Here is a 13445-nt window from a genome sequence, read left to right as displayed (position 1 = left end):
GATATGAAATGCCAGCCAATTAACAAAGTTCATTGACTAGCATTTCACTTGGAATGAGATAGAGGCTATGAATTATACAAATGATTATTATAAGTTAGCAAAACAAGATAAGAGTGAAAGGAAATTGAAGGTTATGTCATTAGAAAGTACAGTAATCAAAAAATATTTAAACAGGAAAATCAGACACCATTTAAAGTGATATTTAGGGATGGAAAAGAATTAAATATAGGTGAAGGAGAACCTAAATTTGTTATTAGAGTTAATGGCAATATAAATAAGAGCTTATTGCTAACTAGTACTTCTCTAGCTTTAGGTGAAGCATATATGGATAAGGTATTAGATATGGAGAAAGGAGATTTATATGATGCATTAGACATAGTTTTAGGAAAGTTAGACGATTTTGATGTGAATGAGAGTGCATTAAGTAAATTGATGTTTTCTTCTACATCTAAAAAGAATCAAAAGGAAGAAGTTACTTCACATTATGATATAGGAAATGACTTCTATAAGCTTTAGCTAGATGAGACTATGAGTTATTCTTGTGCATATTTTGAAAATAAAAATAATACATTAATTGAAGCTCAAAAAAATAAAATTCATCATATTTTAAGAAAATTGCAGTTAAAAGAAGGTATGAAACTGTTAGACGTTGGTTGTGGATGGGGATATCTTCTAATTGAAGCTGCAAAAAAATATAAAGTGCATGGAGTTGGAATTACTTTAAGTCAACAGCAATATTTAGAATTGAACAGAAGAATTAAAGCAGAAAACCTAGAGGAATATTTGACAGTTGAATTGATGGATTATCGCGACTTGAAAAAATCAAATTTGAAGTTTGATAGAGTAGTAAGTGTTGGAATGCTTGAACATGTTGGACGATCAAATTATGAACTATTCTTCAAGAACATAGATGCAGTGCTTAAAAAAGAAGGATTATTTTTATTGCATTATATTAGTGGAAGAAAAAAATCTTCAGGAGATTCGTGGATTAAAAAGGACATATTCCCTGGTGGTGTAGTACCTAGTTTGACTGAAATTGTAAACATTGGGACCGAATTCAACTACTATACATTAGATATTGAAAGCTTAAGAAGGCATTATAATAAAACATTACTTTGTTGGTATGAAAATTTTAATAAGCATAGACAAGAAATTTTAAAAATGTTTGATGAGAGATTTGTTAGAATATGGAAACTGTATTTAGCATCTTGTGCCGCATCGTTTAACAATGGTATGATTGATCTTCATCAAATATTATATGCCAAGGGAAACAATAATAAATTAGAGCTTACAAGAGAATTTTTGTACAAAAGAGAAGAGTAAATATAGATGAAATAGAAAAAATAAAAACTAAAACCCAAAAAACGACAAACATAAGTGTACAATCATTGCTATTTCAAAAAGGACATGTCATAATTTTGGCACGTCTTTTTTTAAAATAGAAAAAGTACTTGACTTAAAGCTAACTTTAGGTCATATAATTAGGCTGTCACTTAACGAAAGTAGAATCGTTAATATTTCAGAATCAAAAGTCGTGGTAATTAAATGTACATAAATTATCTATAAAGTAGTGAGTTTGTGTTTGGTAACCAAATAAAGTACGTGATAGATAATATTTAGCTTTAGCTGCGGCGTATTATTGTTTTATACGTTACAGCTTTTTAATTTTTAATAAATATCAAAGTAATATAAGGAATTTTATGCATGTTATAAATTGTACAGTACAAATTTAAGCTTACTTGGGAGGAGTTTTTTTATATGAATAAAAAGGAATATTTATTGTAACACTGGCCCTGCTATTGTCAAATGCAATGGCAGGTTTAGATGGGACGATTGTTAATACTGCCTTACTATCAATCATAAGTGATTTACATGGAATTCAATACATGGGGTGGATAGTAGCTGTCTTTTTATTGGGAATGGCAGTGGTGACTCCGCTTTGGAGTAAATTAGGAGAACGTATTGGAAACAAAAAAACATATCAAATAGCCACATTATTATTTGCCATTGGTTCAATATTTCAAGCATTATCAGGTAATATTATATTTTTCTTGATAGCGAGAACCGTTATGGGAATAGGTGCAGGCGGAATGAATACTATGCCGTTTATCATTTATGCAGACTTGTATACGAACTTAAGGGAGAGAGGAAAAATTATTGGATATGCTACGGCAAGCTACAGTGCAGCTTCAATTATTGGACCACTGATTGGTGGTTGGATAGTCGATGTGTTTAGCTGGCACTGGGTGTTCTATATTAATGTTCCAATTGCATTAATCTCAATCCTAAGCGTTCAAATCTTCTTTAAGGATTCTAAAAGAATTTCTACAGATGAAAGAATTGATTATTTAGGTGCTGGTATAATGATAGCTGGTGGAATGAAAAGTATGAGAAATTCTTTTTATAAAATACTTGACTTAGAGTTAACTCTAAATGCTATTATGATTTCGTTGAGAAGGCAGGTTAAAATATTAAAGCATAATTTTCTCAATACTTACCATTCGAATAATTTTCTGCTTTTTGTGTAAATGCTTACGTAAACAAGTATAGCAGTATGATTAGTGAACTTTAATTATTAAAATATTCCTTCATAAAGAGTATTTTAGTATAATCTACAAACGTGTCTATAATTACCCCTAATTATGATGTTTATAAATTTAAATATATCAAAAGTCACTAATAAATGGAGCACAAAAAGCAGTATAATTATTCAATAATTAAGAAATTGTTTCTTCGTGAGGAGGATATGCTGATGATAGCATATATAATACTACCAATTTTTCTATTGATTCCTATTGGAATTTATTTATATTTTTATTTTTTACGCATTGCTGACTTTTGGGGCATAAAACTAAAAAGTATTCAAATAAAAATAGCCTCTATTTTTTTGACACTTTTGGCAGTTATTTTTTCTGCTAATTTATTTGGAGTTGGTGCTTTGATTATATTCCATATTGTCGCAGTAGCTTTATGTATGGAAATACTTAATTTTATATTTGTAGCTTTACATAAGAAAAAAGGTATAAAAATTAATATTTGGAATAAGCTTTTTAGGTGTGGCTTTATTCCTATAATTATTGCGTCAATGATTCTAGGTTATGGTTATTACAATATGAAAAATGTTGTGAAAACTGACTATACTGTTCATACAAGAAAAGCAATACGAGATCAAGGTTATAAAATCGCTATGATTTCAGATCTTCATTTTGGTACAACCATGAATGAAAAAGAGCTTATGAAATATTGTAAAGAAATAGAGGACAATAAGCCAGATATTGTAGCTCTTTGCGGAGATATCGTTGACGAAAGAACAAATTTATTGCAAATGAAAAATGCAGCAAAGCTGTTAGGAAATATAAAGAGCACCTATGGAACTTATTATATTTATGGAAATCATGATAAGGCAACATATTCTGCCACTCCTAGCTTTGATGAAAATCAATTAAAAAATGAATTGGAGAGGAATGGGGTCCATGTATTACAAGATGAGATATATAAAGTAAATGGAGAATTAACTATCATTGGAAGAAAAGATAAGGGTTTCTCTTCTGAGATAAATCGAAAAACAAGTAAAGAACTTCTTCAAAATGCTGACGTTAATAATTTCCTTTTATTATTAGATCATCAACCTAGCGAATTGAAGCAAAATAGCCTAGAAGGAATAGATTTACAATTATCTGGTCATACTCATGCTGGTCAGATTTGGCCAGAAGGATTATTTAACAAAGTGCTTGGAATTGGAGAACTGAATTATGGATATAAAAGAATAGGCAATTATCAAATTATTGTTTCATCTGGTATTGGAGGATGGGGATATCCGATTCGAACAGGTTCTCATTCAGAATATGTCATTGTGAACGTGAAAAGGTAGTTAAAGTTCACTTAAGGTAATATTTTTAATTTAGAGGTGTGTTATGGAGTATAGAAGTTTAGGAAGAACAGGAATAAAAATAAGTGCTATAGGTATTGGAGGTGAAGGCTTTGAAAATAAAAGCTATGAGCAATGTGAAGAAATTATTGATTGTGCAATGAAGGAAGACATCAATTTTTTTGACTTATATAATTCTAACCCAGAAGTAAGAAGTAATGTGGGAAAAGCTTTGAGCAAATATCCTAGAGGCAGTTTTGTTATTGAAGGTCATCTATGCTCTACTTGGGATAGAGGACAATATAGGCGTACAAGAAATATTAAAGAAGTTGTAAATGCCTATGAAGACTTTTTAGCTAGAATGCAGTTGGACTATGTTGATGTAGGAATGATTCATTACGTGGATGATCAGAGGGATTTTGATAATATTTTTAATGGAGAAATAATAAAATATGCCAAAGAATTAAAGGAAAAAGGAATTATTAAGTCCTTAGGAATATCTACGCATAATACTGATATTGCTTTTAAAGCAGTGGAGACAGGAATAATAGATGTGATTTTATTTAGTATCAATGCTGCTTATGATATGTTACCAGCCAGTGAAGATGTAAATATACTTTTTGAAGAGAATACTTTTAAAGATAGAACTTATGGAGGCATAGATTCTAAAAGAGATGAACTTTATCGAACTTGTCAAAATGCTGGAGTAGCACTTACAGTTATGAAGGGATATGCTGCTGGAGTATTATTAAGTGAAAAAGAATCTCCCTTTAAGAAAGCACTGACACCAGTACAATGTTTGCATTACTGCTTAACTAGACCAGCAGTAGCTTCAGTAATGGTGGGAGTAGGAAATATTAATCAAATATTAGCAGCTACTGCTTATGTTTCAGCAAAGGATAAAGAAAAGGACTACAGTGAAGTACTAGCTAATGCTCCAAGAAGTTCCTTTAGCGGACACTGTATGTATTGCGGGCACTGTGCACCATGCTCAAAAAAAATTGATATTGCCGCAGTAAATAAATATTTAGATTTAGCATTAATTCAAGAAGAAGTCCCTGAAACCTTAAAAAATCATTATGCTTTATTGGAGCATCATGCAGGAGAATGCGTAGAATGCGGTTCCTGCATGAAGAATTGTCCATTTAGTGTAGATGTCATAAACAAAATGAAACAAGCAACTAATCTGTTTGGAAACTAAAATGTAATATTTAAAGACAAACGGCTATGTTGCTATAATAGGAGGTGGAAAAGTATATGACTATTACAGAAGTAAGTGAAAAATTTGGAATTTCACAAGACACTCTACGCTACTATGAACGCATAGGACTAATTCCTCGTGTAAATCGTAACAAAAGTGGAATTAGAGATTATAATGAGGAAGACTGCAAATGGGTAGAATTTATAAAATGCATGAGAGGTGCTGGATTGCAAATTGAAGCCTTAATTGAATATGTGGCTTTATTTCAGCAGGGGAGTGAGACGGTAGAGGCTAGAAAAGAATTATTAACTGATCAGCGCAAGCATCTTGCTGAAAAAATGGAAGAGATGAAGATAACTCTGGAACGCCTTAATCGCAAAATAGAAGGTTATGAACAGACAGTAGGTAAAAAAGAAAAAGAATTAAGAAAAGATTAAACTTGATAATAGTAGCTTATGGTTTAAAGCCTTCTTTTGCTAAGAGTACAGGATATAAGAAAATGTAAATGATAAATAAAATCAATAGGATTAGATAGTACTTTATCCCAAATTGGTATTAATGATTCTAAATTTGAGATAATGGCTCAGAAAGCTTGCAGAGGTGCAATTATGCAAGGCTTTAAGCAGCTTGATCAGAAGGACATAGAAAATATATTTAAAAAGTGTATTTAAATATTAATTAATTTTAGCGCATTCGCTTGTAAGCGAGTGCGCTATTTTAACAACAATTTTATGTATTACCAATGCTTTATAGCGTCATATATTAAATATAGTACAAATAATACAAATAAAACCTTAAGTATAGCTACTGTTATTCTTATAACAGCTACAATTAATATTATACCCAAAATTAAACTGATTAATTTTCTCATGTAAATTCCCCCCTTTTTATATTAATTTTACATCCTAACTGCATATTTTAAAACCCCATATTTTATTTTATTCAAAAAAAATACCTATTGACCTTAAGTTAAGTTAAGGGTTTATGGTATATGAGTAGAGATTAATATAACAATAATATTTTAAGGAGGCGAAAATATAGTATGCAATATAAATAGTCTATAGCAGAGAATTAATCATACTTTATTTTCATACTAGTATGATTTTATGGTTGTAGCAATATGTATCATATAAAATGAAAGAGGTAAAGAAATATGAAAAAAGATTTAGGAGCAACATTAGGAATATATCCTACACCTGTTGTAATTGTCGGTGCAATGGTAAACGGAAAACCAACATGGACTTTGGTGGCACATACAGGGATTGTGAGCCATGATAGTTTTTTGGTGAGTCTTGCTAAGCCACATTTTATAAATCAAGGAGTGAAGGAGTCAAAAGCATTATCAGTTAATGTAATTGATGAAGCACTACTAAAAAAAGCAGATTATTGTGGATGCAATTCGGGAAGTAAGGTTGATAAATCAGAAGTATTTGGGTATGAAGTTGGAGAAACAGGCGCGCCAATGATTAAAGATGCAAAAGTTGTAATGGAGTGTACTGTGGCTGATATATATGAAGTAGGTGTATTTGAAAACTTTATTCTCAAGATAGTACATACATTTGCTGATGAAACAATTATAAATGCTAATGGGAAAATTGATTATACACAGTTTAAACCAGTTTTATTCGAGATGCCAAATTATAATTATTTAAGCATGGGTGATGTAATTGCAAAAGGAGCTAATGAAAGGAGCAGACAATGAAATATGCAAAATTAGGTAATTCAAGTATTGAGGTATCACAGTTATGTGTGGGATGTATGAGCTTTGGAAAGGCATCCGAAGATTTTCATCAGTGGACACTGAATCTAGAAGATACTGAAGCAATTGTAAAGAAGGCATTAGAACTCGGCATTAATTTCTTCGATACCGCCAATACATATTCACATGGAACAAGTGAAGAATATCTTGGACGTGCCTTGAAGAATAATATTGCCAGAGAAAAAGTTGTAATTGGTACTAAGGTTTATTTTAATGAAGGACATCTTTCGAAAGAAGCAATTAACAGAGAAATAGATGGTTCACTGAAGCGTCTGGGAACGGATTACGTGGATCTTTATATTATTCATAGATTTGATTATGGAACATCAATTGAAGAAACAATGGAAGCGCTTGACGGACTTGTAAAGGCTGGAAAAGTACGTGCCCTTGGAGCATCAGCCATGTACGGATATCAGTTTATGAAGATGCAACACATTGCAGAATTGAATGGATGGACAAAGTTCGTATCAATGCAGAATCACTACAATCTTCTCTATCGTGAGGATGAGAGAGAACTGATTCCAATCTGCGATGAAACGAACGTGGCAAGAATACCATATAGTCCACTTGCAGCAGGACATTTGTCAAGACCAACCTGGCAATCAGAGAGTAAAAGAAGTGCGACAGATAAAATGGCGGCACAGAAGTATAATGCTACAATGGAAAGTGATATGAAAATCGTAGAACATGTTGCAAAGCTGGCTAAAGAAAAGAATGTCACCATGACACAGATTGCCCTTGCATGGCAGTTTGCAAAAGGCGTGACGGCACCAATCATTGGTGGAACGAAAGTGAAATATTATGAAGATGCAGCAAGAAGCTTTGATGTAAAGCTGACAGATGAAGATGTGGTATTTCTTGAAGAGTGTTATGTGCCACATGCCGTTGTTGGTGCCTTATAGAGAACTGTTTTTATCAATAGAATAATAGAAAAAGAAGGAAGCGTAATATTATATTCGAAGAAATTTATACCTTAAACAATGGAGTGAATATAATGAACAAAGAGTGGAAGTAATCTTTCTGAATATGCTGTATGCAGCATCTGAATATTTTATCATCTGTAGCGTTTCCTGAAAAATAAAGTTACTTCTAGCGGATTGAAGCCCGCTAGAAGTAACTTTATTTATACAGAAGAATATTATTTAATGCTGCCTGATCTAGAACGCCTTTTAAATATAATAAGAATAGTTCCTGAGAGTATTAAACTCACACCTGCTGCTTCCAGTATATCTTCGTCTATGAAAGAACCTGTTTTGGGTAAGGTTATTTCATTAGAAGCTTTAGTAGATGTTTCGCCAGAGCTAGTTGTATTTTCAGGATTGCTATTAATTTGATTTTGCAATAAATTTTTTATTACAGCTTCAGCATCGGTGAGTTTACTGTAATTTGTAATCCAGATTTTTTGAGAGGAGGTAAGAGCATCATAAGCTTTCCTAGCAGATGAAATCAAATCAGCATCAGCTAGAGTGACATTTTCGGGTATAGCCTTTATTTTAGCGGTTACCGTATCAGCAGCAGCTTTATCGGCTATTAAATTATTATCAGCAGCTGCTAATGAAGCTGTGACAGGTGTATTTGAAGCTGTTCCTGCACCAGTTAAATTATTGATATAATTTTCTGAGGTGAGAGAGTTAAATAGAATTCTGACAGAATGAGCTCCGGAAGGCAAATTGTTAATTAATAATACACCATTGCTATCTGTTGAAGCTTCCTGAGCCTGGCTATTATCTACAGAATATAGTAAGCTAGCATTAGCTAAAAGGGTATCTCCATTTTTTACGGTTATAGATGAGTTATAAGGAACAGGAGAGTAGTCTGATATAGCCTTGCATCTTCCTTGATACATTGGATATGAAAAGCTTCCTCCATTTTTGGCAGTAAGTGATTGAATATAATCCTCTGTTATCACATCTAAAGCATTGCCTTCACCTATGTTTTTTAAACTGCCAAGCATAGTATAGCCATCTCCGCCGCTTGTTTCAAAGTCGTTAGAGGCTAAAACTATCTTGGTAGAATTATCATTTCTATCAAGTATCTTTCCGTCGCTTCCGTCTTTGTTAAGTAAAACAATTTTAGCCACTCTGCTTGAAACAGGACTATTTGGATTGTATTCGAAGCGCATTCCTGATACCTGAGGAAATCTTCCGTCGGCTCCAGTTATCAATCCTGTAGTCTTATCTTGTCCAGTTATTTTAGATACGCCATTTTCTATAACTTGATATAGAATAGCAGGGGTAATCTCCTTGAGAGATAATATATTTCCAAAAGGTAAAACTGATATTATCTGTCCTTTATTTATATCTCCAGCAGGAATTACATCACGAACGCCTCCTCCGTTTTCTAAGGCTACTATGGGAAGAGATGAATAATCTGTATTGGAAACTTGTGATTTAGCACTGTACGACATAGCGTCTGCAACCAAATCGCCTAGGTTCGTTTCACCTAATCTTGCAACGGATTGTCCATTTACTGATCCAGCCCAAAAGGTAGTGTCAGTGTGTCCAACAACCTGAGAATATATAGAAGCTTGAGAAGCGTTAATGCTGTTTGCTAAAGTCTGAACTGTATTGTTAGGAGTGTAGTTTTTTTGAATATCTGATGGAGCCATGAGGGTTTCTGAGGACGAAATTTTTCCGGAAGCATCAATGGAAACATCTATTTTTCCCAAATTAGCAGAATAGCAGCCTGTTTGAGCAATTAGAGTACCATTTACTACTGTATTTTCTACAGAGTGACTGTGACCGTCTATTATAATATTTATGCCATCCACATTTTTTGCAATATCAGTGCTTACTGGACTGCTGGAGGTATCATTGCCTATATGCATAATACCTACAATTATCTCAGCGCCTTCATTCTTTAATTTACTTACTTCTGATTTTGAAGTGGATATTGGATCAGCAAAGGTTAATCCAACTATATTTGCAGGATTGGTTTTGTATAAGGTTTCTTGAGTGGTTATACCGAAAAATCCAACTTTAATTCCGTTAATGGTTTTTATAAAATACATTCCGTTATTGCTGTTTATGCCATCTAAAAAGGCTTTTCCATTTTGCAGTACATTTGCAGATATCACAGGAAAGTTTGCTAATTTTGCGTTAGCTATGGTTTGATTCTGTCCATAATCAAATTCATGATTTCCTAAAACCATGCCGTCATAGCCAGCTGAATTCATTAGTTTTATCACATCTGATCCCTTACTTAAAGTTGCAAAGGGTACCCCTTGAGTGGCATCACCAGCATCTATAAGTAAGGAATTTGGAGTGTTGCTTTTTACAGAGGCTACATAATCTAAACCTATTTGAGTTAAAGTATTTGATTTGTTGAAAGCATCAAGTACATGTCCATGCATATCATTTGTATGAAAAATAGTGAAGGATTTAGCAGGAGTGTCTGCAAATACAGTAGTTTTAAAGGCTGTATTTCCAAAGGCAATAGATAAGAAAAGTAAGAATATAAAGAGTTTTTTAGTGATTTTTTTTAAATACATTTTTTATCCCACCTTATGTAATAATCTATTACAGTTTAACATCGATTTTATATAGTAAATGGATATTTATGTTAAAATACTGTTAATTTGTAATATTATTAATAAAGAAGAAAAAATATCGATTCATTAAGGACGACGGACTACGGCATAAATATAATAAATCCCAAGGTAGCGAATCTTGTCGGGAGTGCTTTTATTTATGCATAAGTTTAGAAATAATAGACGAACCATTATTTATTATGCTTAGCAAAGATGCAATTAATCCAATAATTGATATTAATAGCATACTATCACTCCCTATTATTTATATCACCGCAGCCGTCTAATATAATTTTATAATGTAAAAATTAAAATGTCAATAATTACCATGTTGTATGAATAAAATGTTCTTAATAAATATAATGGAATTTATCATGGTGAATGCTTTGATAAATTTCTTACTTTACAGTTGAGAATAAATTCTTCAAAAGCATGTGCCTTTTTCTTTAAAATAAAAAAGACTTAATCGTCATTAAGTCTTTTTTGGCTGCCCAAGCTGGATTCGAACCAACACAGTGCCTGCTCCAGAGGCAGAAAGAAGACTATGACATACTAAAAGGCTTGATTTTACTAGGTTAGTACCTTTATAAAGCTTTGTTAAGGCACATGTTCTTGAATATTTTAATTATAACATATAAAAGATAAATATGCATAAAAAACAAAGCCACATCCGAAGATGCAGCTTAAATAGGAAAAAATGATTAAATATTTATCGTTTTAATTATATCCATATTTTTGGAATCTATACAATTTAACCGACAAAAATACGAAACGACATAAATACGAAGGGAAGATAACCGACATAAATACGAAGTATATAATAATAGCATAAATACTATGTTTATAAAAAATTTTCCCCAAAGTGTTGTAGTAACTCCTGTTTTTGTTATGTTTACTGCAAAACGTTGATATTACTAGCTTTAAGCGTAATTCGTATAAAAGTCGGTAAACCTCGTGGGAATGTCGGCTTTGGAATTAAGCAAGATATAATAATATACCTTAAACTGTTGATGTTACTAGGTTTATAGCTATTTAATTAATTAAGCCTAACAGTTTCATGATAATTACAACATAGTGGGGAATACCTGCAACAAAATGGGGAATTAAACCTAACAAAAACATGAGTTTTTATTAATAAGGTATGTTTATATCTTCGTATTTTTGTCGGCATATCTCGTAAAAATGTCTTTTACACTTTCAACCTCGCTAAATTGTCGGCAAAAGTCCTGTTTTTGTTGTGGTTAATCAGGAACATGTTATCTTAATACATGAAAGTGTTATCTTGGTCTATAAAACCTTGGTATTACTAGGTTTAGGCGTAGTTCGTTAAATTGTCGGTAACTCTCGTAGTAATGTCGGTTAAGTTCGTAAGGTTGTCTTTTTTCGATTTGGTGGAAAGAAATACAATGTATTAAAGATAAATGTGGATTATATTACGATGCTCTTAAGTATTGGTATTACTAGATTTATGGCTGTTTAATAATTTAAATCTAACACTTCCCTGCTTTACGATAACAAAAACATGACTTACGATAACAGATTGATGATACATTGCAACATTTTGGGGAATGTTTAAAACAAAAATGGGAGTTTTATAGGTCAATAGAATGTTTGTAAAAAGCTTATCCATAAATGCAGATATTAAGGTGTAGCAAGCATTTTGCTGACTTTAAAAGATTTAATAAGCATTTCTATGACCATAGATTTAAATTATAAGCATTTCATTGACTTCGTAAAAATGTCGGTAAAAATCTTATCTTTGTTGGGGGTCAGAATTTACTAAGTTTATCAAAGACCACACCTTAATTCATGGAATACCACACCTTAATTAAAAAACTATATTTTTTTAGAAGTTAATATATATTTTAAGCTTAAGGTGTGGTTTTTGGTGAACTTTTTATAATAAACTGTGGTATCTGATGAATTGATTATAAAAAGGTGTGGTATTTGATAAATCAAAAAGGTAGTTGAGCTAATCCTCAACTACCTTTTTCATCTTCTTTTATGATTTCTAACACATCGCTTAAATTTACTTCTAGTACATCACATATTGTTTCAAGGTTCTCAAATTTAATAGCATTTGTATTATTATCTACTAATTTTTTAAGATTGTTATATCCTATTTTTGTTTCCTTACTTAACCAAAAAGCTGTTTTATTTTTTTGCTCTAATATTTTATCAATATTAACCCTTATCAAAATTTCACCTCCTATAATAAATATATACTGTATACAGATAGTTGTCAAAAAATATTTGTTCACATAATGTTTACAAAGTATATGTAGACAGATAGCTGTATGCATAGTATACTTAAAACATGGACAGCGAGTTAAAGCAAAAACAAATAAAATTTATAGGAGGAATTAAAAATGATAAAAGAAATCACAATTAAAAAAGGACTTCAGGAGGCTCTGCAAAATTTAGATGGAAAGGATTTGGCAATCTACATCTACGTTGGAGCAGACGAGGTAATGTTAGATAAATACATAGAAAACGCAGAAATTAGCTTTGCTAATGGCTACATAGCTTTAGGTACTTCCGAAAATGAAGTTGAGCCACCACTTAGAATAAAATTGGACGAAATTGTGTCCATAGAAGACTTTAATTTTGATGAAAGCTTGGATATACATATACAGACTACTAATTGTAAATTTGTTATAAATAATTAATAAGAGCTTTGATTATGCAAATTAAAAATGGGGAAAGTGGCTTGAAGATAAGGTGGAGTTTAGTCAAGATACTGCAAGGAATTTTATAAGAGTTGCTGAATCTTTTCCAAATTCCGAAACGCTTCGTAATTTATCTATTAGTAAAGTATATAATATTTTAGAATTACCTTCAGACCAACGAGAAGAATTTATCTTAGAAACGCATAATGTCAACGGACAATCTAAGACTGTAGATGAAATGACTACTAGAGAATTATGGATTCTAAAGGTTCAAAATGAACATTTACAAAAAAATTAATAAAAATTGCTCAAAAAAATTTGACAACACAGAAAAAGGGTGATAATATGAGGAGTGAACCATATTCAAAACCCAAAATAAGCATCCAGACTTTTATTTTCTGCACACTTTTTTAAAACTA

The 13445-nt window shown here is 31.8% G+C and carries 10 protein-coding genes and 2 pseudogenes; 9 read left to right on the top strand and 3 right to left on the bottom strand.

The window, feature by feature from the left end; translation table 11 throughout:
* Positions 1–133 precede the first annotated feature (133 nt).
* From IAI10_RS20485 to IAI10_RS20465, 5 genes and pseudogenes are all read left to right on the top strand, one after another.
* Positions 134–1323, top strand: a pseudogene (locus tag IAI10_RS20485) (class I SAM-dependent methyltransferase).
* 488 nt (positions 1324–1811) lie between these two features.
* Positions 1812–2528, top strand: a complete 717-nt coding sequence (locus IAI10_RS20480) for an MFS transporter (RefSeq protein WP_396334410.1) — start codon at positions 1812–1814, stop codon at positions 2526–2528.
* 224 nt (positions 2529–2752) lie between these two features.
* On the top strand, positions 2753–3871 hold the full coding sequence (locus IAI10_RS20475; RefSeq protein ID WP_315675170.1) for a metallophosphoesterase: 1119 nt from the start codon (positions 2753–2755) through the stop codon (positions 3869–3871).
* 43 nt (positions 3872–3914) lie between these two features.
* Positions 3915–5069 carry an aldo/keto reductase gene (locus IAI10_RS20470; RefSeq protein WP_315675169.1) on the top strand — a complete coding sequence of 385 codons (1155 nt, stop codon included), beginning with the start codon at positions 3915–3917 and terminating at the stop codon, positions 5067–5069.
* Between the two features lie 56 nt (positions 5070–5125).
* Complete coding sequence (locus IAI10_RS20465) at positions 5126–5506, top strand: MerR family transcriptional regulator (RefSeq protein WP_315675168.1); 381 nt, start codon at positions 5126–5128, stop codon at positions 5504–5506.
* Positions 5507–5805: 299 nt separating this feature from the next.
* Here IAI10_RS20465 and IAI10_RS20460 read toward each other — a convergent pair whose 3' ends face one another.
* Complete coding sequence (locus tag IAI10_RS20460) at positions 5806–5940, bottom strand: hypothetical protein (RefSeq protein ID WP_315675167.1); 135 nt, start codon at positions 5938–5940, stop codon at positions 5806–5808.
* A 282-nt stretch (positions 5941–6222) separates the two neighbouring features.
* On the opposite strand from IAI10_RS20460, the gene IAI10_RS20455 reads away from it, so the two are divergent.
* Complete coding sequence (locus tag IAI10_RS20455) at positions 6223–6771, top strand: flavin reductase family protein (protein ID WP_315675166.1); 549 nt, start codon at positions 6223–6225, stop codon at positions 6769–6771.
* The gene (locus IAI10_RS20450) at positions 6768–7730 is read left to right on the top strand and encodes an aldo/keto reductase (protein ID WP_315675165.1); all 963 of its coding nucleotides are present in this window, start codon (positions 6768–6770) and stop codon (positions 7728–7730) included. The genes IAI10_RS20455 and IAI10_RS20450 overlap by 4 nt, the downstream gene beginning before the upstream one ends.
* Before the next feature lie 236 nt (positions 7731–7966).
* Here IAI10_RS20450 and IAI10_RS20445 read toward each other — a convergent pair whose 3' ends face one another.
* Both IAI10_RS20445 and IAI10_RS20440 read right to left on the bottom strand, forming a co-directional pair.
* The gene (locus IAI10_RS20445) at positions 7967–10318 is read right to left on the bottom strand and encodes a 5'-nucleotidase C-terminal domain-containing protein (protein WP_315675164.1); all 2352 of its coding nucleotides are present in this window, start codon (positions 10316–10318) and stop codon (positions 7967–7969) included.
* Positions 10319–12336: 2018 nt separating this feature from the next.
* The gene (locus IAI10_RS20440; RefSeq protein ID WP_315675163.1) at positions 12337–12555 is read right to left on the bottom strand and encodes a helix-turn-helix transcriptional regulator; all 219 of its coding nucleotides are present in this window, start codon (positions 12553–12555) and stop codon (positions 12337–12339) included.
* 171 nt (positions 12556–12726) lie between these two features.
* Here IAI10_RS20440 and IAI10_RS20435 point away from each other — a divergent pair, with 171 nt between their 5' ends.
* Together IAI10_RS20435 and IAI10_RS20430 are read left to right on the top strand one after the other, a co-directional pair.
* Positions 12727–13026, top strand: coding sequence for a hypothetical protein (locus IAI10_RS20435; RefSeq protein ID WP_315675162.1), 300 nt, complete (start codon positions 12727–12729; stop codon positions 13024–13026).
* A 37-nt stretch (positions 13027–13063) separates the two neighbouring features.
* Positions 13064–13324 (top strand): annotated as a pseudogene (locus IAI10_RS20430) (DUF3102 domain-containing protein); the annotation flags it as partial.
* Between the last annotated feature and the right edge of the window lie 121 nt (positions 13325–13445).

It is taken from the genome of Clostridium sp. 19966 (genome assembly GCF_032335695.1).
In the GTDB taxonomy this organism is placed as follows: Bacteria; Bacillota; Clostridia; order Clostridiales; family Clostridiaceae; genus JACTOJ01.
Note: the sequence above shows the minus strand (reverse complement) of the source record. Positions and strands in the feature narration are given on the sequence as shown.